General features: G+C 44.0%; 17 protein-coding genes. 8 read left to right on the plus strand and 9 right to left on the minus strand.

Translation table 11 applies throughout. The features are described 5' to 3' along the window. Position 1: 1 nt before the first annotated feature. The 3 genes from folP to rlmE all read right to left on the minus strand — a co-directional run bounded on the left by folP (position 2) and on the right by rlmE (position 3,568). On the minus strand, positions 2-832 hold the full coding sequence (folP, locus tag B9J87_RS12670) for a dihydropteroate synthase (protein WP_094144262.1): 831 nt from the start codon (positions 830-832) through the stop codon (positions 2-4). A gap of 58 nt (positions 833-890) precedes the next feature. Next, positions 891-2,840 (minus strand): ATP-dependent zinc metalloprotease FtsH, encoded by a 1,950-nt coding sequence (gene ftsH / locus B9J87_RS12675; RefSeq protein WP_047690106.1) that lies wholly within the window; start codon positions 2,838-2,840, stop codon positions 891-893. A 98-nt stretch (positions 2,841-2,938) separates the two neighbouring features. Next, positions 2,939-3,568, minus strand: coding sequence for a 23S rRNA (uridine(2552)-2'-O)-methyltransferase RlmE (rlmE, locus tag B9J87_RS12680; RefSeq protein ID WP_047690104.1), 630 nt, complete (start codon positions 3,566-3,568; stop codon positions 2,939-2,941). Between the two features lie 119 nt (positions 3,569-3,687). On the opposite strand from rlmE, the gene yhbY reads away from it, so the two are divergent. Next, positions 3,688-3,984, plus strand: a complete 297-nt coding sequence (gene yhbY, locus B9J87_RS12685) for a ribosome assembly RNA-binding protein YhbY (protein ID WP_010318529.1) — start codon at positions 3,688-3,690, stop codon at positions 3,982-3,984. An 88-nt stretch (positions 3,985-4,072) separates the two neighbouring features. Here the strand turns inward: yhbY and greA are convergent, their stop codons facing one another. After that, a complete protein-coding gene (gene greA / locus B9J87_RS12690) occupies positions 4,073-4,546 on the minus strand; it encodes a transcription elongation factor GreA (protein ID WP_013857625.1) in 474 nt (157 codons plus the stop codon). A gap of 553 nt (positions 4,547-5,099) precedes the next feature. On the opposite strand from greA, the gene ompU reads away from it, so the two are divergent. Next, positions 5,100-6,092, plus strand: coding sequence for a porin OmpU (gene ompU / locus B9J87_RS12695; RefSeq protein WP_019281123.1), 993 nt, complete (start codon positions 5,100-5,102; stop codon positions 6,090-6,092). A 99-nt stretch (positions 6,093-6,191) separates the two neighbouring features. Beyond that, complete coding sequence (gene dacB, locus B9J87_RS12700) at positions 6,192-7,634, plus strand: serine-type D-Ala-D-Ala carboxypeptidase (RefSeq protein WP_094151058.1); 1,443 nt, start codon at positions 6,192-6,194, stop codon at positions 7,632-7,634. Here the strand turns inward: dacB and B9J87_RS12705 are convergent. Further along, positions 7,613-8,458, minus strand: a complete 846-nt coding sequence (locus tag B9J87_RS12705) for a magnesium transporter (RefSeq protein WP_026027515.1) — start codon at positions 8,456-8,458, stop codon at positions 7,613-7,615. The two genes, dacB and B9J87_RS12705, sit on opposite strands and share 22 nt — an antisense overlap. Before the next feature lie 471 nt (positions 8,459-8,929). Next, positions 8,930-10,117, minus strand: a complete 1,188-nt coding sequence (gene tyrS, locus B9J87_RS12715; RefSeq protein ID WP_019283242.1) for a tyrosine--tRNA ligase — start codon at positions 10,115-10,117, stop codon at positions 8,930-8,932. A gap of 129 nt (positions 10,118-10,246) precedes the next feature. Here tyrS and B9J87_RS12720 point away from each other — a divergent pair, with 129 nt between their 5' ends. Continuing rightward, positions 10,247-11,539: a peptidoglycan DD-metalloendopeptidase family protein gene (locus tag B9J87_RS12720; protein WP_017048386.1), complete on the plus strand. Its 1,293-nt coding sequence runs from the start codon at positions 10,247-10,249 to the stop codon at positions 11,537-11,539. 51 nt (positions 11,540-11,590) lie between these two features. On the opposite strand, the gene B9J87_RS12725 is transcribed toward B9J87_RS12720, so the two are convergent. The 3 genes from B9J87_RS12725 to erpA form a co-directional block, all read right to left on the minus strand. After that, positions 11,591-14,689, minus strand: coding sequence for an efflux RND transporter permease subunit (locus B9J87_RS12725; RefSeq protein ID WP_088728621.1), 3,099 nt, complete (start codon positions 14,687-14,689; stop codon positions 11,591-11,593). A gap of 8 nt (positions 14,690-14,697) precedes the next feature. Next, positions 14,698-15,804: an efflux RND transporter periplasmic adaptor subunit gene (locus tag B9J87_RS12730; RefSeq protein WP_094151059.1), complete on the minus strand. Its 1,107-nt coding sequence runs from the start codon at positions 15,802-15,804 to the stop codon at positions 14,698-14,700. Positions 15,805-15,930: 126 nt separating this feature from the next. After that, entirely contained in the window at positions 15,931-16,272 is a 342-nt protein-coding gene (erpA, locus tag B9J87_RS12735) for an iron-sulfur cluster insertion protein ErpA (protein ID WP_026027518.1), read from the minus strand. Between the two features lie 322 nt (positions 16,273-16,594). Here erpA and hemL point away from each other — a divergent pair, with 322 nt between their 5' ends. The 4 genes from hemL (at position 16,595) to B9J87_RS12755 (ending at position 23,970) form a co-directional block, all read left to right on the plus strand. Then, positions 16,595-17,890: a glutamate-1-semialdehyde 2,1-aminomutase gene (gene hemL / locus B9J87_RS12740; RefSeq protein WP_094123984.1), complete on the plus strand. Its 1,296-nt coding sequence runs from the start codon at positions 16,595-16,597 to the stop codon at positions 17,888-17,890. Positions 17,891-18,167: 277 nt separating this feature from the next. Continuing rightward, positions 18,168-19,253 carry an AI-2E family transporter gene (locus B9J87_RS12745; protein ID WP_017045856.1) on the plus strand — a complete coding sequence of 362 codons (1,086 nt, stop codon included), beginning with the start codon at positions 18,168-18,170 and terminating at the stop codon, positions 19,251-19,253. A gap of 84 nt (positions 19,254-19,337) precedes the next feature. Continuing rightward, positions 19,338-20,381 carry a 16S rRNA (guanine(1207)-N(2))-methyltransferase RsmC gene (rsmC, locus tag B9J87_RS12750; RefSeq protein WP_047690089.1) on the plus strand — a complete coding sequence of 348 codons (1,044 nt, stop codon included), beginning with the start codon at positions 19,338-19,340 and terminating at the stop codon, positions 20,379-20,381. Positions 20,382-20,580: 199 nt separating this feature from the next. Further along, the gene (locus B9J87_RS12755) at positions 20,581-23,970 is read left to right on the plus strand and encodes a response regulator (RefSeq protein ID WP_026029022.1); all 3,390 of its coding nucleotides are present in this window, start codon (positions 20,581-20,583) and stop codon (positions 23,968-23,970) included. Positions 23,971-24,327: the final 357 nt, after the last annotated feature.

The raw sequence follows: 24,327 nt of genomic DNA on the forward strand, positions 1-24,327 counted from the left end.
GTTAACTATTTTGAATAATGGTTTGTACTATTTTCATTGCTTCAATGGTTTCGTTCACATCATGGACACGAATAATCTGTGCACCTTTCATTGCAGCTACAGCTGCACAGGTAACGCTCGCCACCATACATTCAGCTGGTTTTTTATTGAGTAGTTTAAAAATCATTGACTTACGAGACATTCCAGCCAATATCGGCAAACCTAGCTGATGAAATGCGTCTAGATGTGCAAGCAGATAATAATTATGCTCAATGGTTTTGCCAAATCCAAAACCGGGGTCGAGGATAATATTTGCACGCGCGATCCCCGCGCGCTCGCACGCTGCGACTCGATCTTCTAGAAAGAGCTTAACATCCGCTAACACATCTTGGTAATGTGGACTGGTTTGCATCGTTCGTGGCTGGCCTTGCATATGCATGATACAGACAGGCACTTGTGCTTTAGCCGCAACCTCTAATGCCCCCGGCTCTTGCAGTGCACGAACATCATTAATCAAGTCAGCACCAGCCTCAACCGCCTGACGCATCACTTCAGCTTTACTGGTGTCAATTGAAATCCAGACGTCATACTTTGCACGAATAGCTTTAATAATAGGAATAACACGAGATAATTCGTCATCGAGAGTCACTTCTGGAGCCCCCGGCCGAGTTGACTCCCCTCCAATATCAATAATGCTGACACCTGCGGCAATCATTGTATCGGCATGCTCTAGTGCCAAATCTAGCGCGTTAAATTTTCCACCATCGGAAAATGAATCCGGAGTCATGTTCAAGATACCCATGACATGAGGACGATCGAGGATAAGTGTCTTTGTTGGGGTTTGAATCTTCATTTTGCTCTAAAACACAAAAACCCCGAGAAAGCTCGGGGTTTAATTTGAATATTAACGATTACTCAGCATCTTTCTTTTCTGAGGACTCAGTGGCTACTTCGTCTTCTGCTGCTGGCTCTACTTTTGGCTCTTGAGCTTTTTCCGCTTCCGCTTTTTCTGCTTGAGCTTTGGCTTGATCAGCCCAACCTGCAGGTTCGCGAATCTCGGTTTTACGCTCCATTAAGTCATCAATTTGGCCTGCATCAATCGTTTCGTATTTCATCAACGCATCTTTCATTGCATGCATAATATCCATATTATCTTCAAGGATTTTACGCGCACGATCATAGTTGCGGTCAATAATTTTACGAACTTCGTCATCAATCAACTTAGCAGTATCTTCAGACACATGCTTAGTTTGAGTCACGCTGCGCCCTAAGAAGACTTCACCTTCATCTTCTGCATACAACAATGGGCCAAGTTTTTCCGAAAAGCCCCATTGAGTAACCATTTTACGAGCAATGGCTGTCGCACGTTCGATATCGTTTGATGCACCAGTTGAAACGTTTTCTGGGCCGTAAATTAACTCTTCCGCTAAACGACCGCCATACAAGCTTGAAATCATAGACTCAAGATGCAGCTTCGACATGCTAACTCGGTCTTGTTCAGGCAAGTACATCGTTACACCTAAAGCTCGACCACGTGGAATAATCGATACTTTATAAACAGGGTCATGTTCAGGTACCAAACGACCAACAATGGCGTGTCCTGCTTCATGATAAGCTGTCGATGCTTTAGTTTCTTCAGACATCACCATCGAACGACGTTCAGCACCCATCATGATTTTGTCTTTTGCTAACTCAAACTCAACCATTGAAACATTGCGTTTGTTACCGCGAGCAGAGAATAACGCCGCCTCGTTCACTAAGTTCGCCAAGTCGGCACCAGAGAAACCCGGTGTTCCGCGAGCAATCAATGAAGGTTCAACATCACCAGCTAAAGGTACTTTGCGCATATGAACTTTCAAGATCTGTTCACGGCCGCGAACATCAGGTAAACCGACCACCACTTGACGGTCAAAACGCCCCGGACGCAGCAATGCTGGGTCTAAAACGTCTGGACGGTTAGTTGCCGCAATGACGATAACGCCTTCATTGCCTTCAAAACCATCCATTTCAACCAACATTTGGTTTAAAGTCTGCTCACGCTCATCGTGACCGCCGCCGACACCAGCACCACGTTGACGACCTACCGCATCAATCTCATCAATAAAGATGATACAAGGTGAAGCCTTTTTCGCTTGCTCGAACATGTCACGTACACGAGATGCACCGACACCAACAAACATTTCAACGAAATCAGAACCAGATATAGTGAAGAACGGTACTTTCGCCTCACCAGCAATTGCTTTTGCCAGTAATGTTTTACCTGTACCAGGAGGACCAACCATCAAAACACCCGTTGGAATTTTCCCACCCAGTTTTTGGAAGCGACTCGGATCACGCAAGTAATCCACAAGCTCTTTCACATCTTCTTTCGCTTCGTCACAACCAGCCACATCACCGAACGTGGTTTTGATTTGCTCTTCACTCATCATTCGAGCTTTGCTCTTACCAAATGACATGGCACCTTTGCCACCGCCACCTTGCATTTGACGCATGAAGAATATCCAAACACCGATCAGTAGGATCATTGGGAACCAAGAGATAAAAATGGTCCCGAGCAAACTTTGCTCTTCTGGTGGTGTACCTTGTACTTTAACGTTTTGATTAATCAAATCATCAAGCAGTTTTTGATCGTACACGGGCATGTAAGTTACATAGCGAGTACCACCGCCTCTACGAGTAAAGGAAATTTCACTATTGTTAAATTGAGCTTCTTGAATCTGGCCTTGGCCAACTTCCTGTACGAACGTGGTGTAATCCACTGCTTTGCCGTTACTATCACCAGGGCCAAAGCTCTGGAATACCGACATTAAAACGACAGCTATAACTAGCCACAGAATTAAATTTTTTGCCATATCACTCAAGGTGTAAGCCTCGCGATAACTAATTGTAATTAAAGGTAGGGTACTACAGTTTGTAACCTGTAGCCATATGTTAACTTATGCCTTGTACAGCAAAAACGTTAACCTTTGTAACCAGTGGCTACAACAAAGACTTCTCTTGAGCGAGCTCGCGAAGAGTCTGGTTTTCTTATTTTCACGACTTTAAACAGGTTTCGAACTTCTTTGACATAATCATCAAAGCCTTCTCCCTGAAAAACCTTGACCACAAAACTACCATTTGGAGTAAGAACTTGTCGACACATATCTAGAGCTAGTTCAACCAAATACATTGCCCTTGGCTGATCAACCGAATTATTTCCGGCGATGTTAGGTGCCATGTCTGACATCACCACATCAACCATATCAGGCTGTATACGATCTAATAGTGCGTCCAGCACGGCCTCTTCACGAAAATCGCCTTGTAAGAAAGCAACCCCAACAATAGGATCCATCGGCAAAATATCACACGCGATCACTCGGCCTTTATCACCGACGATACCCGCTGAATATTGAGACCACCCACCGGGAGCCGCCCCTAAATCCACAACAGTCATTCCTGGCCTAAGCAGTTTATCTTTATTTTGAATCTCTTCTATTTTGAAAATAGCACGCGAACGATAACCTCTCTTTTTGGCTTCATTCACGTATTTATCATCAAAATGTTCTTTCAACCAGCGACTAGAGCTGGCCGAATGCTTCTGTTTACTCATTCGATTCCTAACTGAAATGTTTCCATCCAAGAAAGTATGGTAGAAAATATAGTCTTCAGGGATAGATGGCGTTAAAATAGCTTTTTTCAACCCTTATATTAAATAAAATTGGCCGCATAATGAACCTAAGCACCAAACAAAAGCAGCACCTTAAAGGCCTAGCACACAGTTTGAAACCTGTTGTACTGATGGGCGCGAATGGACTCACTGAGGCTGTTCTAGCGGAAATCGAGATTGCCCTCAACCACCACGAACTGATCAAAGTGAAAGTAGCATCCGAAGATCGCGAAACTAAGCAGTTGATTATCGATGCTATCGTGCGTGAGACTGGCGCAGAAAAAGTACAAACCATTGGTAAGATTCTCGTACTATTTCGTCAAACCGAGCAACGTAAAATCGAGATCCCTCGTAAGTAATCAGTCGCGTTATCGACGCTCTGACTCTGATGGATACAGACAAAAAAAGGTCGCATACTGCGACCTTTTTGATTGTTGTTGAAATGAATTAGAGGTATTCAACTTTATCGATTTCGAAATCTTTATCACCACCGGGAGTAGCGATAATCACCTCATCACCTTCCATTTTACCGATCAAACCGCGGGCAATCGGTGAGCTGACAGAAATGCGCCCAGATTTAATCTCAGCTTCATCTTCACCCACAATCTGGTAGCGTTTCACTTCATCAGTATCACTGTCAATCAATGTCACTGTTGAACCAAAAATCACTTTGCCTGTATTTTCCATTTTAGTGATATCGATCACCTGAGCAACAGATAGCTTATATTCAATATCACGAATTTGAGCCTCACAAATACCTTGCTCTTCTCGAGCAGCGTGATATTCCGCATTTTCTTTTAGGTCGCCAAGTTCACGTGCGGTTGCAATAGCTTGGGTAATTTGTGGACGTAATTTTAGCAGCCTATCTAACTCTTCGCGCAGCAATTGTTCACCACGAACTGTCATTGGAACTTTTTCCATTTTATACCTCTAATGCCAAAATTCGTATTTGGGCAAAACAAAACTACCCAACACAACAAAGGTTAGGTAGTACATGGATTAACATAGTTGCTAATCAGTGTAATCAAACTTCGTGACTAAATCATCTTAAATCACACGTGACCCCTGTCAGGTTTCTGTGAATGAGTTTGGGGGAAAGTGATAAAAAACAGACACAAAGCTCATTTTCACGAATGTTTTTGCACAAAAAACCGACCCACTTCACTAAAAAAAAATAAAAAACAAACTATTCAGACCAGTTGATAAAAACCAATAAACCAAATAAAAAACAAAGACTTGATATTTATTTACACGAAATAAAAAGGTGTTCATAAACCTGTTTTATATCATTTTACTAACTAATTTCGGAACTTAAGAGTAAAAAGTAGAACACGAAATGCTAGTAACGTTTGGTTGTACGTTAGTGAAGGTTTACAAAACCCAACCTATGCAACTCAATGTTCAAAAGCACTCGAAGGACGATATAGACGTCGCAAATAAAAATATTTATGGACAGTAAATTAGGACTAATAAGATGAACAAAACTCTGATTGCTTTAGCAGTATCAGCTGCTGCAGTAGTAACTGGTGTAAATGCTGGTGAGCTATACAACCAAGACGGTACATCTCTAGAAATGGGCGGCCGCGCAGAAGCACGTCTTTCTCTTAAAGATGGTAAAGCGGACGATGCATCACGCGTACGTCTAAACTTCCTAGGTAAAGTAGCGATCAACGACAGCCTATACGGCGTTGGTTTCTACGAAGGCGAATTTACTACTGCTGATGAAGGCACGGCTGACAACAAAGGTGATTTGGACAACCGTTACACTTATGCTGGTATCGGCGGTAACTTCGGTGAAGTGACTTACGGTAAAAATGACGGCGCGCTAGGTGTTATCACTGACTTTACCGATATCATGTCATACCACGGCAACAAAGCAGCGTATAAAATTGTTGTAGCAGACCGCGTAGACAACATGGTGGCTTATAAAGGTCAATTTGCTGATCTAGGCGTTAAAGCAAGCTACCGTTTTGCTGACCGTCAAGAAAGCACGTCTGCAATCACAGACAACAATGCAGATGGCTACTCTCTATCAGCTATCTACGCAATCGGCGACACTGGCGTTAAGCTAGGTGCGGGTTACGCAGATCAAGATACAGCAGCGAATGCGTCTTCTGATCAATATATGCTAGCAGCGTCTTACGCTATCTCTGATTTCTACTTCGCTGGTACTTTTGTTGATGGTCAAGACAAAGCAGCAAGCAAAACAGATAAAACTGGTTATGAGCTAGCAGCAAAATACACTATGGGTCAAGCTGTATTCACTTCTACATACAACTACCTAGAGTCTAAAAATTCTGGCGCTAAAAAAGATGAAGCGGATAGCTTTGCAGTTGATGCAACTTACTTCTTCAAACCTAACTTCCGTTCGTACATCTCTTACAACTTCAACCTACTTGATTCAGACAAAGTAGGTAAAGCTAAATCTGAAGACGAACTAGCACTAGGTCTACGTTACGACTTCTAATTCTTGGCTTAATGTCATAGATTTAAAACGCCTGCTTGCTAGCAGGCGTTTTTTTATCTCGCTATACTGTATGCACACTCCGCCCTGAAATGCCGTGTTATGCTCTTATTAAACCGCAGTACTTTTTTATTCATCCTCTCGTTTTTCTTTCCTTTATCGACTTTGGCGTATACGCCTTTGCAAACACTGCCACAAGGTACTCGGGTGGGTTTATTCGTTCACTCTTTAGCCACTGCACAGGTTTTTCAAGATACTAATAACATACAAGCGCTTTTCCCTCCTGCCAGCACTTTAAAAATGCTCACTGCGCTTGCCGCCACGCTAGAGCTTGGCGAACAATTTCGCTTCACGACTCAGCTAACTCAACATGGCGATGACATTGTTATTCACTTCTCTGGCGACCCTACGTTAACCAGCCAAGATATGAAGCAGCTACTCAGCGAGCTAAAAAAACAGGGCATCTCACAAATAAAAGGCAACCTTTGGTTAGATAATTCAGCCTTTTCAGGTTACGACCGCGCGGTTGGATCACCTTGGGATATTCTAGGGGTATGCTATAGCGCCCCATCAAGTGCAATCACTCTGGATGGTAATTGTGTGCAAGCCTCTATTTATACGCAACCGAACGGGAAAACTCGGGTTTATGTGCCTGAGCACTATCCCATTCACGTGACCAGCTACGCAAGAAGTGTCACTAAGACTGAACAAGAGAGCGCTCGCTGTGATTTAGAACTGCGCACTTCAGAGCAGAACCATTACCAACTCGACGGCTGTTTGGCAGAGCGAACACAACCTCTGCCACTAAAGTTTGCCGTGCAAGACCCAAACTTATACGCCACACGTATGATTTATAAGCAACTCAAACAAGTGGGCATTGAATTGCTAGGCGAGGTTAAGCTGGGTGTAAAGCAAGATGAACTGAGCATAGAAAAGGATTCATTGATAGCAACACATCAATCTATGCCACTGTACCCGTTGTTAGAAATGATGCTTAAAGAGTCTGACAATTTGATTGCTGACAGTTTAACCAAAACACTTGGCCAGCATTTTTTTATTCAACCAGGCAGTTTTAGTAATGGCACCGAGGCGATCAAGCAGATCCTTTTTTCTCGAACAGGCATCAACTTGGCACAAGCTCAGTTGGCTGATGGTTCGGGTTTATCACGTAACAACCGCCTGTCAGTACAAAATATGGTGGATGTGCTGAATTACATTTGGATTAATAATCAAACCCTTAAGCTTATTGACATCATGCCTAAAGCAGGTGAATCCGGTACCTTACAGTACCGACGTAGTATGCGTGGCCAAGCTGTACAAGGGCAGCTGATTGCCAAAAGTGGTTCGCTTTATGGAACGCATAACATGGCGGGCTTCGGTTTAGATAAACAAGGAAAACCGAGTACATTATTTGTTCAATTCATCACTGATTATTATCCGCAAGATCAAGGCGATAACACTAGTGTTACCGCCCCAATTGCTCAATTTGAGACGCTCTTCTTTGAAGATGTCGTTAAGTTCAGTCAGCTCAGTCCTAATGAATAGTTCACCACGTTAAAGTAGATCCACATACCCGAAATATCGACGATAGAAGCCAGTACAGGGCTAACTAATACCGCAGGATCTAAGTTAAAAACGCGCGCAGCAATGGGTAATAAGCCGCCAATTGTCGTAGAAATAGTGACTTGGATAAAGAGCGCAACCGCAATTGCAAACGCAATGTTTTCTAGTGGAAAGCCTCCGGTTGAGTTGGCATCACTAAACAACATAATGCGAGCCACCATCACCGCAGAGATAGCCAACGCAAGACAAACCGCAACACGGCACTCCTTCCATAATACACGCAACCATTGACGTTTGCGTAATTCACCAACCGCCAACGCGCGCACGACTAACGTCGCAGCTTGCGAGCCAGTATTCCCACCTGCAGCGGCAATAACAGGCATATACACAGCCAAGAGCACAAGCTGGCTCAATGTATCTTCGTACTGGGTAATAATCAGCCCGGATACGATACCAAGTAGTGCCAATACAATAATCCAGCCAATACGCTGCTTTACATGTTCAATCACGCTAGTGGTTAAATAGCTTTGTGCCGTTTCAACTTCTGAGTAAATAAACCCCAATTGGTTAGCGTAATGGCGAGCGCGAATGTCATAGCCCCCTTTATCTAATTCACTGAGTAGTTGCTGAACATAACCAATAGTACAGTGACGTAAAATCGCCACTGCCTCTTCGATAGGCATCACTGCCAATAAATGTACCTGTTTTTGCTGTTCGTACTGCAAAAATGCATTACGAGCCGCACCAATCTCTTCCAAAGAAAAGTTAGGTGAATTTTCAATATAAATGTTGCTCATTACCGTCATGGCGAATCTCCCGATTGGCAAAGGTAACGACCATCGAAATGATACCCAAATGCAATATATTCATGAGCAATGACGTCATTGTTCATCAATGTAATTCATAGATAGGTTTTCATCTCAAACTAGAGAGCAGGAGAAAAATCGAGAGGAGTAAATCAGAAAAGATAAGCCCTACCACTGAAGGTAGGAGCGAAGATCGCCAATACCGAAAGCGGTTATTTTTCTCCCTTCATACTAGGGGGATGGTCGGTATTGTTCATAAAAATCTCCGAAAGTACTGCTCAATTAGCAGTGCGCAAATTGTACCAAAGCCTTTGGCGAAATACACTCTGATCTTTGCATCCAATGCGTTCCAATTTCACACATACCCAACCACACCATTCAGATTGAAGATTTTAATATGCCAAGATCAGGCCCAGCAAAAAAGCGCCCTTAGGCGCTTTGATGAATAGACAGTTCACTTTACTGTGATTTTTACTTTACAATAACTCGTGCGAACTTACGCTTGCCGACTTGGTAAACATAAGTCCCCGCGGCTGGTACATTTTTGCTGTCGTCGATTTTTTCGCCATCTTGTTTGGCACCGCCTTGCTTGATCATTCGCATCGCATCAGACGTTGAAGCCACTAAACCCGCCTCTTTGAGCAGGTTAGTGATAGCAATACCCGCTGCAAATTCAAATTCTGGCATCTCTTCTGGCATCGCACCTTTTTGGAAGCGGTTGATAAACTCTTGCTCAGCCGCATCCGCCTCTTCTTTAGAGTGAAAACGTGCAATGATCTCTTTCGCCAACAAGATTTTAAGATCGCGTGGGTTCGTGCCATTTTCAACATCAGCTTTGAACTGTGCGACTTCTTCCAATGGACGGAAAGAAAGCAGCTCGTAGTAGCTCCACATTAATGTGTCAGAGATCGACATGATTTTGCCAAACATTTCACTTGGCGATTCACTGACACCAATGTAGTTGTGCGCTGATTTGGACATTTTTTTCTCGCCATCCAAACCAACAAGCAGTGGCATCATCAAGACAACTTGTGGTTTTTGACCATGTGCTTTTTGCAGTTCACGGCCCATCAATAGGTTGAATTTTTGGTCAGTGCCGCCAAGCTCAACATCTGTCTCCATTGCGACTGAATCATAACCCTGTAGGAGTGGATACATGAATTCATGAATGGCAATAGGCTGACCATTAGCGTAGCGCTTTTTGAAATCATCGCGCTCTAGCATGCGTGCCACTGTTTGGTTCGATGCAAGACGGATCATGCCTTCCGCACCCAATAGAGACAACCATTCAGAGTTAAACTGAATTTTCGTTTTAGCCGGATCAAGAATCTTAAACACTTGTGTCTTATAGGTTTCAGCATTACGCAAAACATCGTCACGAGTGAGCGGTGGACGCGTGGTGTTTTTACCGCTTGGGTCACCAACCATACCCGTGAAATCACCAATCAAAAAGGTAACTTCATGGCCCAAATCTTGAAATGCACGTAATTTATTGAGGATCACCGTATGTCCAAGATGGATATCTGGAGCCGTTGGATCAGCACCTAATTTAATGCGCAGTGGACGGTTTTCTTTCAGTTTCGCGATCAATTCATCTTCTGGGATTAGCTCTTCAACGCCGCGTTTAATTTCAGCTAAAGCCGCTTCAATACTCGCCATTCTTGTTCACTCCTACAGATTTGGCAAAATTTAATAGTTGAACATCTTACTTGAATAGCGATGCTTTTTGAAACCAGTTAGACTAACGAACCGGCTAATTTCTTTATAATTTACTAAACGAACCTAAATATGCTTTCAATTTTCGCTCGTCTCCCTTGGGTGCATCGAATCCTCATCGCCTTTTTAAGCGCACTCATGGTTTTCGCGCTGCTATTTCTACCAAACCCTGAAGATCTCGCTCAGGATCCGAATCGTCTAGAAATTGGTCGCCATTATCCATTAACCATTAACGCAGAAGCACTCTCTCCGGGAATATCTATCTCGCCTTCCACCATGCTGCGTTGGGAAACTTATCAAGTTAAATCGGGGGAAAGTGCCGCCGTATTATTTCAGCGAATTGGGCTTTCGGCTCGCTTACTCTATCAACTCACGGCAACAAATCGTGATATTGACAGCCAGCTTTCACGACTTAAGCCAGGAGATGAGCTGCAATTTGGCTTTGATGAAAATAATGAACTTGTTCAACTCAATCGCATTATTAGCGCCTTTGAAACCTTTCGTATCACTAAATCGGGCGATGGCTTTACTTCTGAGTTTGATAAAAAAGAGCTGATGTTCCAGTACAACTATGCCGAAGCGATCATTACTTCAAATTTTTGGAATGCGGGGATAAGCGCGGGTTTAACAGCAAACCAAATCATGGAGTTAGCGGGTATATTTGGTTGGGATGTGGATTTTGCGTTAGATATTCGTGAAGGTGACCAATTTAAGCTGCTATTCCAAGAAAAGGTGGTGGAAGGTGAGGTAATTGGCCGCGGAAATATCATTGCCGCCGCCTTTACCAACCAAGGTACGACGTTCACAGCAATATTGGACGATGCAACAGGCAATTACTATGACGAAAATGGCCGGGCCATGAAAAAGGCCTTTTTACGCTCACCGATCGATTTTCGTCGCGTGACATCGAATTTCAATCCTGTGCGTCGCCACCCCGTCACAGGAAAAGTCACCGCACACAGAGGAACCGATTACGCCGCGCCAGTTGGTACCCCAATTTGGGCCGCCGGCGATGGTGTGGTTGAGAAATCAAGTTACAACCAATTTAATGGTAATTATGTGTTTATTCGTCACAGCAACACCTACATTACCAAATACCTACACTTACAACGACGTATGGTCAAAACTGGTCAACGAGTCAAACAAGGACAAACGATTGGTACTTTAGGAGGGACAGGAAGAGTTACCGGCCCTCACCTCCACTATGAATTTTTGGTCAACGGTGTACACAAAAACCCAAGAACGGTCTCTTTACCGCAATCTAAATCCTTAACGGGCCAAGCAAAAACCACCTTTATCGCTAATGCTCAAATTAGGCTTGGGAAGCTAGAACGCTATAGCCAATTACTCTATGCCAATAAATAATAAGAAAAGGCCCACCAATAATGTGGGCCTCATTGTGTAAGATTGAGCAGATTACTCTTCGAGAGTAGGTGGTGGTTCCTTACGCCCCAACATCAACAAGCAAGGCGTCAGTACTAACGTTAAGACAGTGGCAAAAGCAAGGCCTCCCGCAACGGCCGTGGCGAGTTGTGACCACCATTGCGTGCTGGGAGCACCAAACTCAATTTTCTGGTTAATCAAGTCGATATTCATCTCCAGTACCATTGGCAATAACCCTAAAATAGTCGTCACTGTGGTCAATAAAACGGGCCTTAAACGCTGAACACCAGTGCGTAAAATTGCCTCTTGTTTTGACAAGCCTCTGCGTATCAGTTGGTTATAAGTATCTATCAATACGATATTGTTATTCACCACGATGCCGGCCAAGGCGATGACCCCAATACCTGACATAATAATGCCGAAAGGTTTTTGGAAAATCAGCAGGCCCGCAAATACTCCGACCGTTGAAAACAGTACTGCACTTAAAATGAGGAATGCTTGGTAAAAACTATTAAATTGCGTAACCAGAATTAACCCCATAACCACCAGCGCAATCAAAAAGGCATTTTTTAGAAATTCTGAGGAATGTTCCTGCTCTTCATTTTGCCCTCGTAATTTAAACTCCACCCCATTAGGTAAATTCAGTTCCGACAATGCTTGAGTAACTTTGGGCAATTCAAGGGCCAGATTATACCCTTCCTTTAGATCCGCCATAATATCGATAACCCGTCGACCATCAATCCGTTTGATCGTATCTTGTTTATGATCCGGTTTTATCTGCGCAAAATTGGTTATCGGCACCAGACCTGCGGGTGTGTTGACCCGTAACTGATCAAATCGACCAATATCACGCTTATCCTCTGGATAACGCACCAAAATATCGACCTCTTCGTTTGCATCATCAGGCAAGTAGTCACCAATTTTTAGCCCATTAGTCACAAATTGCACTGTGTTACCCACCAATGTCGCATCGGCTGAAAATCGAGAGGCATCATCACGTCGAATATCAATTCGCCAGTCAATTCCTTCTTTATTTGAGGTGTCACTGATATTAGTCAACGCGGGATTGTTATCAGCCCACTTTCTGACCATTTTAGCGGCCTCATTAAGATTTTCAGGAGTACGCGCCGACATTTCAATCACCAGATCATGCTCAACAGGTGGCCCTGCATCTGGAAATTTATACTCGATTTCCACCCCTGAAAACTGATCTGTGGTGCTTTTAAGCTCTTCAATAATCGCTTTGACGGTGCGGCGATATTGCCAATCAACAGGGGTAATTTGAATCTGGCCAATTTCATCCTCTCCCCCCGTTCGAGTATAGACGCTCTCAAATTCCTCATGGCCAAGCATCACCTGCTCAATTTCTCGCATTAAGGTGTCTTTTTCTTGGATGGAAAGATCGCCATAAGAACGAACTTTAACGGTGAAATAAGGCGGATCCACCTCTGGGAAGAATTCGGCACCGAGCCCTGCTTTGGCATAAGCAAAACCAATCACAATCGCGAGCACTATCGCACTGAACAGTATTTTAAGTGGGTGACGAATCGCAATGGCCAACGTGTGATAATAGAGCTTGGTGATGCCCGTCGCTTGGGCAAAATCACCTTCATGTAAAGCAATCATCCGTGCTTGACTGGCAGCCGAAGCATGTTGCGGTCGGCCAATTAAGCCTCCCAGCACAGGTACAAAAAGCAATGCCATAATCAGTGAAGCGGCCAGTGTAGCGATAAGTGTGAGGGGCAAGTATTTCATAAACTCACCCGTGATATCCGGCCAAAAAAGCAGAGGGGCAAAAGCAGCCAAAGTGGTAGCGGTTGATGCGGTAATCGGCCATGCCATCCGTTTTGCGGCATCTCGATACGCTTCTTTACGCGGCACTCCTTCTTGCATACGCCGATCAGCAAACTCAGTTACCACTATGGCTCCATCAACCAGCATGCCAACCGCCATAATTAATGCAAATAACACGACAATATTGACGGTTAGCCCAAACACCGACAAGACTAGTAATCCGGTCAAAAATGAGCCTGGTATTGAGATACCAACCAGCAGCGCCGTCCTCATTCCCAAAATAGCGATAATCACGATCACGACTAAAATAATGGCCGACAGAATATTGTTTTGTAGATCGTTGAGCATGATTTCAACGTCTTTCGACTCATCCCACGTGTATTTCACCAACAAATTACTTGGCCAATCTTCCCGTTTTTGCGCCTCTCCCATTACCGTTTTTACCAGCTCAACGGTTTCGATGATATTTTCACCAGCACGCTTTTTAACGTCCAACACCACCGCCGATTTGCCATCTAAACGAGCAAAGCTTTCGGGGTCCCGAAATGCTCGTCTGACGGTCGCGATATCGCCAAAGGTGATTACTTGCTTACCATCAACCTTCACCGGAAGCTCTAACACATCTTTCAAGGATTCAAAAACTGAAGGAACCTTTACGGAAAAACGTCCGTAGCCCGTATCGACGAAACCCGCCGCAACGACTTTATTATTCAGTGCGATTAAGTTATAGATATCGCCTTGATCAAGTCCGTAACTTTCCATCAATAGGGGATCGACAATGATCTCAACAATATCTTCGCGATCGCCAGCGATATCAACTTCTAATACTTGTCGGTAGCTTTCTAATTTGTCTCTCAACTGCCTTGCAATTTGTACGATAGCTCGCTCTGGTAAAGTGCCATAAAGCACCACTGATAATACCGGTTGCTCTGATGCCAATGTTACTTCGTTCACGGTCGGCTCATCGCTGTCTGCGGGTAGCTTCGGCTCGGCCAAATTGACCGCATCTCTCACATCCGCCATCGCTTTATCAAGGTTAACGCCAACGTTAAATTCCAAAACTACAGAAGCATGCCCTTCGGAAGCATTCGACGTCATCTCTTTTACGCCTTCAATAGAGCGCATTTCTTGCTCTAGGGGCCGCACGATAAGGCGCTCAGCATCACTCGGTGATATGCCTTGATGACTTACGGAGACATAAATAATAGGAATAGTAATGTCAGGGCTCGATTCTTTAGGGATCGAAAAATAGGTCGCTACGCCAGCGATCAAGATAAAAATCAGCAGCGATAACATAGTGCGCGAGCGAGAGAGCGCCGCATCAATAATAGAAAACATGGCGCCCCCTACTGCGCTGAGTGGTTAGGTTTCTTGACCGCAATAACTTGATCACCATCTCGAACAAAACCTTGCCCAACGGTGATAATATCCACCGTCTCCCCTAGCCCAGTTAGCCACACACCATCTTGCTCCGCTTTTACCAATTGAATGGGGATGAAGCGAACACGATCTTGCTGCAGAGTTTTAACACCTAAATTTCCTTGATCATCCAGCGCAAGCATGGCAGGCGTGATTTTCACCGCCAGTTGTGTTTCCAAACTCATCTCCACTTCAGCGCTCACACCCGCGGGGATCGTTTGATTGGGATTGTCTAATTCCACTTCGATAGCAAACGTGTTGGTGGTAGGTGATGAGACGCGAGAAATATAACGAACCTTACCATCAACAGTAGAACCATCGATAAAACGTACACGAGCAATTTGGTCTTGTTTGATTTTTTGGATGTGTCGTTCGCTGACATCCGCTTCTATCACTAATTTACTGAGATCAATAAAGGTGACCATCGGGTCACCTACTCCGACAAAATCGCCTTTTTCTATCAAGATGTCTTCAACAATGCCATCGAAGGGAGCCACAACTGACGTATTACGCAAAGCCAATTGAGCACGACTTTGCACAGCGCTGGCTTCCGCCAAAGCGGCTTGCGCCGAAGCAAAGGCCACTTCGCCTTGTAAGCCTCGATTCTTTAACGACTCAGCGGCACTGAATTCTTTTTGTTTGAGTTTGAACAAGGCTTGCGCACTCTCTAATTGAGCCGCTAGATCAGCTTGATCGATTAAGACGATCTGTTGTCCTTTATTGACAGGCTGTCCTTTTGCTATCGATATCTGAGTAATTTTCCCTGCGATTTCAGCACCAATTTTAGCTTGACGATTAGGTGCGGTCCGACCGTAAAGATCGATATGCTTATCGGTCAATTCAGCCTCAAAAGATTGGTAAATAACTTTCGCAAGAGGAATGGTGTCATTGGCAGTTTGCCGGGGCTCTTCCGCTTTCAATGCCCCAAAACCTAACCAAAAACAGAGAAGTAGGATAAAAATCGTCGAGAGTAGCCAAGGTCGTTGCGAAAAAAAGCGGCCAATAGATGAACGGCTGATTTTGGTATCAGGCATAAATAATCCTTTATTATGTTCTTGCCTTCTTAAGGTTAAGGCAAAGCCCTACATAACATCCAAATACGTAGGGCTATTAAGCTTAATTAGCTACAGTAGATTAATTGTGCATCGAACCTTTTTTAGTTAAACACTAAATGATGCACCACAACCGCATGTTGTTGTTGCATTAGGATTATTGACAAAAAAACGAGAGCCTTCTAGGCCTTCTGTGTAATCGACAATGCCACCTATCAAATATTGTAAGCTCATCGGGTCAACCACTAATGTCACGCCACTATTAACTATTGTGGTATCGCCATCGTTTACATTTTCATCAAAGGTAAACCCATATTGAAAACCGCTACAACCACCACCAGTAATATAAACGCGCAGTTTTAGCGCTGGATTCTCTTCTTCAGCAATCAACATTTTTACGCGTTGTGCTGCAGTATCAGAAAATGACAATGGTACATTTACTTCACTCACGATGGCCTCTCTCACTCGTGTTAATACCTGTCAGACTTATTATGCTTAACTTATGCCTGTAAAGGTGATTCTTTTTTAATAATGCAATGATTATCTAATACCTGACCTATTCGTTCAAGTATTCACCGTCACTTAAGCTAAAACTCCAACTATCGAGGCATTATGCACTGAAAAAACACTCACTGTCGCGTGAGTTGTACACTATACGGCGCTTATTTGGCTGTGAATGGGCTCAGAAAATGAGTGAAAAAAAGTGTCTTTGGTGAGTTTGGGTATACAATGCGACACCAACTGGTCCGAACAAGCAGAAGAGGATAAATCCATGACCAAATCAGCAGAGCTTTATCAAAAGGCACAACGTGCAATCCCCGGTGGAGTTAACTCTCCTGTACGTGCTTTTAACGGAGTTGGTGGCTCGCCGATTTTTATCGACCGCGCAGACGGCCCGTTGATTTTTGATGCTGATGGCAAAGCTTATATTGATTATGTCGGCTCTTGGGGGCCAATGATACTAGGCCACAACCATGCGGTCATTCGTGAAGCCGTGATAGGCGCAGCGCAGCGCGGTCTCAGTTTTGGTGCGCCGACCGAGATGGAAATCGATATGGCAGAATTAGTTTCTGAGCTGGTTCCATCGATGGAACAGTTGCGTATGGTCAGTTCCGGTACCGAAGCGACGATGAGCGCCATTCGTTTAGCTCGTGGATTCACTGGGCGCGATAAAATTTTAAAATTTGAAGGCTGCTATCACGGTCATGCGGACAGTTTGCTAGTAAAAGCAGGCTCTGGCGCCTTAACATTAGGCCAACCAAGCTCTCCTGGTGTGCCTGCTGATTTTGCTAAACATACACTGACCGCCACTTTTAATGATTTAGAATCTGTACGTGAATTGTTCGCGGCCAATAAAGAGCAAATAGCCTGCATTATTGTCGAACCAGTCGCGGGCAACATGAACTGCATTCCACCAGTAGAAGGGTTCCATGAAGGCTTACGTGAGATTTGTGACCAAGAAGGCGCTCTGCTGATCTTTGATGAAGTAATGACAGGTTTTCGTGTTGCACTAGGTGGTGCACAGGCTTACTACAACATCAAACCAGACTTAACAACGCTAGGGAAAGTGATTGGCGGTGGTATGCCTGTTGGCGCTTTTGGTGGACGCCGTGATGTGATGCAATACATCGCTCCAACGGGCCCGGTGTACCAAGCTGGTACGCTATCAGGTAACCCTGTGGCTATGGCTGCGGGTTATGCCTGCTTGACGCTTCTAAAAGAAGAAGGCAATGAAAAACGTCTCGCGGCCAAAACAAAGCAATTGGCTGATGGATTCAAAGAACTCGCAGACAAACACGGTATTCCTTTGCTGGTCAGCCAAGTTGGTGGCATGTTCGGCTTCTTTTTTACCGATCAAGAACGCGTCACCTGTTATGAAGAAGTCGCAAAATGTGATGTTGAACGTTTCAAGCGCTTCTTCCATTTGATGCTCGATCATGGTGTCTATTTAGCGCCTTCAGCTTTTGAAGCAAGTTTTACTTCTTTGGCGCACGGCTCCAAAGAAATTGAAGCGACATTAGAAGCGGCCGATCGCTGCTTTGCGATGATGGCAGCTCAAGCGGAATAAGCACCATTAGGCAGACTCATCATAATTATAAAGGGCTGTAGATCAGCCCTTTATTTATTTCAGACTCAATAAGCAAGCTATCATTGCCAGTAATAAATCACTAAAACGACCAACGCCATCATGCTGATGGCAAACCACGGTAGCTTCAACTTTTTTTTATGCTGGTTTTGACACCCTTTTTCATTATCACAACATCCCATCTCATCAGTTCCTCATTGATAACACGCTGATTTGCAGTCATTATAACCCTATTACTTTACAAGGTTGGATTAACAACGTGTCAGAAAAAGTGAAAATCACCTCTAGCCACTGGGTGCTCATTGCGGCACTTGTCGCTGCGGCTATTGCTTGTTATCTGTTGATTGCACCTTATATCAACTCGATTGTGATGGCTTTCATCATCTCGTTATTGATGTTTCCCATTCATGAGTGGCTCGAACGAAAAATCCCCAAATACAAAAATACCGCCTCGTTTCTCTCGTGTATTATTTTGACGTTTATTATTGTGATTCCACTGCTGTTTGTCTTTGCTGCTATTGTGCAGCAAGGGTCGGTATTTTCTCAGAACATGTACCAATGGGTCACTCATGGTGGCATTCAAACCGCCTTTGCTCATCCTTGGATTGTCAAAGGACTCGCCATTGCGAATCAATATTTGCCCTTTGATGAAATTCAGCCACAACAAATCGCACAAAAAGTGGGGCAATTTGCCAGTTCATTTGGTACCAACTTGGTCAGTATTAGCGCAAAAGTGCTGGGTGATGCGACCAGTTTTTTGATGGATTTCTTCTTAATGCTGTTCGTGTTGTTTTTCCTACTCCGTGATCACGATAAGCTCATCAGCGCTCTTAGGCACATCTTGCCGTTGTCGCGTAGTCAAGAAGACAGGTTGCTCTGCGAAATTGAGCAAGTCTCCAAATCGGCTGTCATGGGGTCATTTTTAACCGCAATAGCGCAAGGCTTTGCGGGCGGGTTTGGTATGTGGCTCGCCGGTTTTCCTGGGTTATTTTGGGGCACTATGATGGGGTTTGCTTCGTTTATTCCGGTTGTCGGCACTGCTCTGATATGGATTCCAGCCACTATTTATCTCTTTCTAACCGGAGATAGCACATGGGGCATATTCTTGGCCCTCTGGAGCGTTATCGTTGTTGGCTCAATTGATAATTTATTGCGGCCCTTTTTAATGCAAGGGAGCGCGGGCATGAACACCTTAATGATCTTCTTTTCTCTGCTCGGTGGTATTCAGCTGTTTGGCCTGATTGGGTTAATTTACGGCCCACTCATTTTTGCCATCACTATGGTGCTGTTTAATATTTATGAGGAAGAGTTTAAAGGTTTTCTCAATCAACAAGATAATAGCTAACTTTTGACTTACTGACGATCAAGCTAGAAGCAAGGGGCAGACTGTGCGAGAATCTGCCCCTCTTTTTTTAGCGCAGAGCCCACTATGTCCAGTTACACCGCACCAAGTCAAATTGCCCAGCGTCAGCTTGCTTATTTCGAAGGAAAACATCTTTTAGTGGCTGGAGAAGCGGAGGATTTATTTCCTGTAGAGTTAGCTAATCATTGTCGCTCTGTTTCGGTGTTCACCACTCATTATGGTTACTACCGCCAACTTGAATCCTATTCGCAAATTACATGTCATTTTGGCGCTCAATTTGAGCAAGAAACCGATGCTGACATGATTCTGCTTTACTGGCCCAAAGCGAAGCAGGAAGCTGAATATCTGCTTGCGATGCTGTTGGCCAAACTGGGCAAAGAGACTGAGATTGTGGTCGTGGGTGAAAACCGCTCGGGCATAAAAAGCATTGAAAAAATGTTTGCAGCTTATGGGGTGGTTAAAAAGTATGATTCAGCTCGACGCTGTTCGTTCTATTGGGGGCAATGCACTCAGCAGCCACCAAGCTTCCAAATTGCAGACTGGTTCAAAACTTATCAGGTGCAGTATCAGCAACACTCACTGATTGTAAAAAGTTTACCTGGCGTATTTAGTCATGGCGAATTTGACCTCGGCAGCCAACTGTTACTCGATACACTACCTAAACTGAGAGGAAAAGTTCTCGACTTTGGTTGTGGTGCTGGTGTGTTGGGTACAGTAATGGCCACATTAAACCCAGATATCGAGATTGAACTGTGCGATATCAGCGCGCTTGCGATTGAATCAACCAAAGCAACCTTGATAGCAAATAACATATCAGGGAATGTATTTGCCTCTGATGTCTACTCAGATACCGCTAAAGATTATCAATTTATCGTCTCAAACCCCCCTTTCCACTCCGGATTAGAGACCAGCTATAGTGCGACAGAAGCCTTACTGGCTAACGCACCAAGCCATCAAACCGTGAAAGGCGAACTTTTTATTGTGGCCAACAGTTTTCTTAAATATACCCCGCTGATTGAACAGGCTTATGGTCATTGCGAGGTGTTAAATAAGACTAACAAATTCATCATTTACCACGCAAAAAAAACATTACAAAAGTCGCAACAATAAGTGTAATCCACTCTCAATTGGTCACTAAACTGGATGATTTTTACGAATTTTGCGTTAGTGACCACGCTTTCCACAGGACTTACTTGTCAAAGTAAAAAAACTCGTTAATTTCGTCACTTTAGGTTTTCTTTGTTTTTTTCATTCACTTTAACGACTACCTCATGCCGTTAAAGCCTCACGGAAAGTAATGCCTTTTTCTATGTTTAGGTTCTCTCGTAAGCAAAAATTTAAGCGCCTGCAAAATACTCTTATGCTGGCTTTTCTCGTTTTGAGCATCACGCCTTTAACTGTGACTGCCATTTTTTTTCTGCAATCACACACTAAAGATCTTCAAGAACAAAGCACGTCTCACTTATTGTCAGTCAGAGACACTAAGCAACAGCAAGTTCTCGATTACCTCACGGCCAAAGAATCAGAAGTGATGGGGTTTGTCCGTTCAGAGTTAGCTTATGCTAGTGGAGGGCGCTTTTACGGCTTAGTCAATGCGTTCCAAAGACTTGGTCTGGATATTGATCAAGCTCGTGAGCATGCCCAGCAGCGTTATATTCCTGGCTCTGGTGATCAGATAAAAACGTCAATATTGCCACAATCGAGCAGCTATGTAGGCAGTGAACGGTATCGCCTACTGCACAAACGCTATCATTGGGCGTATTTAGAACTGCTTAAACGTTCTGATTTTGACGATATTTTACTGGTGGATCTCGATGGTGATGTCGTTTATTCCGTTTATAAGCACGACAACTATGGGACGAATTTACTGACCGGAAAATACAAAGATAGCAATCTGGGTAAAACATTCCGCCAGTTAGAGCAGCAAGTTGGCGAACAACGAAAAATCAATGAAGAATATACACCAGTCATTATTTCTGATTTTTCACAACAAGAAGGGCAATCAGTTGCTTGGCTTGGCGCTCCCATTATTCAACAGGGCTACCTGCACAGCTACGCCATGTTCCGCCTACCAAACAATGGCATCACAAAGCTCGTTGCTGACACCAATGCGACATCGCAAATAAGAACTTTACTCGTCGGGCAAGATCATCATTCTCGAATACTCTCTTACACGCAGCAAGAAATCGAGACTAGTCAAAAAGTGATCAATCTTGCGCTTTCTGGGTTGAGTGCCGTTGGTACTTACACCAATACATTGAATGAGAAAACCATTGCCGCCTATGCACCTGTTGCAAACAAAAACATCAATTGGGCCTTGGTCGTAGAGATACCAGAAAAAGAGGCTTATGCGCGAGTTCATCAGCTTGAGAAGTTATTTATTTTCGCCATGCTAACCGCGATTATTTTAGTCGTCATCGCTTCACATTATCTCTCTAATTTTATTACCTCTCCCCTACTGAAGCTCACTTGGGCGGCAGAAAAAGTCTCAGCTGGGGATTTAGATGAAAATGTTATCAATACCGATCGTAAAGATGAGATTGGTCGACTCGCAGTGAGTTTTGAGCGTATGCAGCGTTCAATCCGAGAAAAAATGCAGCTGATTAAAGCGCAAAATAAAGAGCTCGAAAGCAACATTCAATTAATCCGCAAACAGAACGATGAGTTGCATCTCGCTAACAAACTAAAAGATGAATTCCTAGCCACAACGTCACATGAATTAAGAACACCGCTGCACGGTATGGTCGGTATTGCAGAAGCACTGATCTCTGGGTCAAGTGGAACTATCACCGCCGATCATCGTTATCAATTGGGCATAATCATCAGCAGTGGACAACGGCTGACAAACTTGGTCGATGACTTACTCGATTATCATAAGATGCGCTATGGCAGCTTGGATATCAAACAGTGTGCTGTTGATCTATCCGGTGCAACACGCTTAGTGTTAGAGCTGTCTAACCATCTACTCAACAAAAAGCCCATTCGCGTAATAAACCAAATCCCTGATGAATGCATTTGGGTCTCTGCCGATCCACAACGATTAGAGCAAGTGCTTTATAACCTTGTAGGAAACGCCATTAAATATACGACTGAAGGGAAAATTGTCATTTCAGCCAATGTGGTTGATGACAAGATTCGTGTCCAAGTTGTCGATACGGGGCAAGGCATTCCTGCTGAACAACTTGAACACATCTTCGAACCACTGATTCAAGCAGGGCAAGATGCCAGTCGTTATCGACAAGGCGCAGGCTTGGGTCTTTCGATCAGCCGTCAATTGATCGAATTAATGCAAGGAACGCTTTATGTCAGTAGCCAACCGATGGTCGGTACGACATTCAGCTTTACCTTACCATTAGCATCAAAAGCGGAAATTGAATCGACAAGCTATATGGAAGCTGGCCATTTCCAATCTCCGACCATTTCAGACATTGAACTGCCTGAAATGCATTCACTACCTGAAAATAAAGAAGGCCCAGTGCTACTGATAGCAGATGATGAACCCGTCAATCTGCGTGTCCTAGACAGCTTCCTACGTTTAGAAGGCTATCAAGTCCGCACCGCTAAAGATGGCAATGAAGTCATTAGCGCGGTCGAAAAAGAAAAACCGGAACTTCTACTGCTCGACATTATGATGCCAGGATTAAGCGGCTACCAAGTCTGTGAAAAGTTAAGAGAAACATACGATCATGCCGAGCTACCTATCATTATGTTGACGGCATTAAATCAAACTGACGATAGAGTTCGTGGTTTTGCAGCGGGAGCGAACGATTACTTATCGAAACCTTTTAATAAGCAAGAGCTCGCTGCACGTATTACGGCGCATTTAACGGCCAGCAAAGCTGAACAAAGACGTATTGAGAACAACCAACTGCAACAAGAGCTGAAGCATAGAGCAATGGTAGAGGCCAGTTTATTGGAAACCCAAGGCCGTCTACTAGAGCAGCTTGAATCTGCTCCTGAGGCCATTATTTGCATTCGAGACGATCATAAAATTCGCTTTGCGAACGAAGCGGCGGCTCGGTTATTTAAGCGCAGCCAAGAACAACTAAAGCGCTCAAATGCGGAAGAACTCATCGCTCCCAAATACTTAGTCGTCGAGCAAGAGCATTACTGCGGTAATATCGATATCTATGTCGAAGATACACGTCAACATATGTCTGCTGATGTGTTACGACTACCGGATGGCTCTGGGTTGCAGGCTATGTACATCTTTAACGTGGGTGGAAACATCAATGCAGCGCGCATCAATAACCTTGAAACCGCTATTGAAGCGCTATCCAGTTACGCATTTGAAGGCGATAAAGAAAAACTGCAACAGCTCAAAGAACTCGGTGGCGAGTTCACTCGTATCGCCGACAAAGTATCGGGAGAGAGTCAATCTAAGCAAGATTTAATGCGCGAAGTACTGGTTGAAGCAATGACCAGTGCTTTAGATTACTGGGAACGGGTCAGTAACCAAAGCAAGTTTACCTTTGCAGAGCAGAGTGGGCTATGGCGAGTGTATCTCGATAGAAGCACATTACAGACTCGGACACTAGACAAGTACTTACGTATCGAGACACTGCCTAAAACACCTCGCTGGCGTACCGTTCTTAATTCGTTAGATTACATTCTTGATCATTGTCAGGAGCACGGCCCTGAACGCTCTCACATCGAAGCGCAGCGCGATAAATTGCAAAAGCTACTGACATCACTCTAAGTACATCAACACCATTAAGCCTGCACTCTGCAGGCTTTTTTATCACTATATTTCCATGACCATCAACGGAACAACCACCCCATTGATGCATCCAGAGTGATGACTAGTTAAATTTAATCAATGTTAACCTCAAGCATCCATTACTCTGCTGCGCCTTATTCACTGCGTATTACAAACCTTACTTCTCAATAGAAAAAAAGAGGCAAAATGATGATAAAAATTGGAAGTAAAAACTGATTTCTAGGCAATTTCACCAGCAGATTTTCAATTGAAGATGAATAAAGATCCAGATTGCGAACCGAATCACAACAATTCGGCAGAATTAATTTAAGTAAAAAAATTAACGATAAAACTATA

Source organism: Vibrio sp. V19_P1S1T109 (assembly GCF_002241375.1).
Classification (GTDB): Bacteria; Pseudomonadota; Gammaproteobacteria; order Enterobacterales; family Vibrionaceae; genus Vibrio; species Vibrio anguillarum.

Coding starts and splice junctions, on each gene's coding strand:
- ompU (WP_019281123.1), top strand. CDS start 5,100: ATGAACAAAACTCTGATTGCTTTAGCAGTATCAGCTGCTGCAGTAGTA.
- rlmE (WP_047690104.1), bottom strand. CDS start 3,568: ATGAGTAAACAGAAGCATTCGGCCAGCTCTAGTCGCTGGTTGAAAGAA.
- folP (WP_094144262.1), bottom strand. CDS start 832: ATGAAGATTCAAACCCCAACAAAGACACTTATCCTCGATCGTCCTCAT.
- greA (WP_013857625.1), bottom strand. CDS start 4,546: ATGGAAAAAGTTCCAATGACAGTTCGTGGTGAACAATTGCTGCGCGAA.
- B9J87_RS12725 (WP_088728621.1), bottom strand. CDS start 14,689: ATGTTTTCTATTATTGATGCGGCGCTCTCTCGCTCGCGCACTATGTTA.
- B9J87_RS12730 (WP_094151059.1), bottom strand. CDS start 15,804: ATGCCTGATACCAAAATCAGCCGTTCATCTATTGGCCGCTTTTTTTCG.
- hemL (WP_094123984.1), top strand. CDS start 16,595: ATGACCAAATCAGCAGAGCTTTATCAAAAGGCACAACGTGCAATCCCC.
- rsmC (WP_047690089.1), top strand. CDS start 19,338: ATGTCCAGTTACACCGCACCAAGTCAAATTGCCCAGCGTCAGCTTGCT.
- B9J87_RS12720 (WP_017048386.1), top strand. CDS start 10,247: ATGCTTTCAATTTTCGCTCGTCTCCCTTGGGTGCATCGAATCCTCATC.
- dacB (WP_094151058.1), top strand. CDS start 6,192: ATGCTCTTATTAAACCGCAGTACTTTTTTATTCATCCTCTCGTTTTTC.
- tyrS (WP_019283242.1), bottom strand. CDS start 10,117: ATGGCGAGTATTGAAGCGGCTTTAGCTGAAATTAAACGCGGCGTTGAA.
- B9J87_RS12755 (WP_026029022.1), top strand. CDS start 20,581: ATGTTTAGGTTCTCTCGTAAGCAAAAATTTAAGCGCCTGCAAAATACT.
- yhbY (WP_010318529.1), top strand. CDS start 3,688: ATGAACCTAAGCACCAAACAAAAGCAGCACCTTAAAGGCCTAGCACAC.
- B9J87_RS12705 (WP_026027515.1), bottom strand. CDS start 8,458: ATGACGGTAATGAGCAACATTTATATTGAAAATTCACCTAACTTTTCT.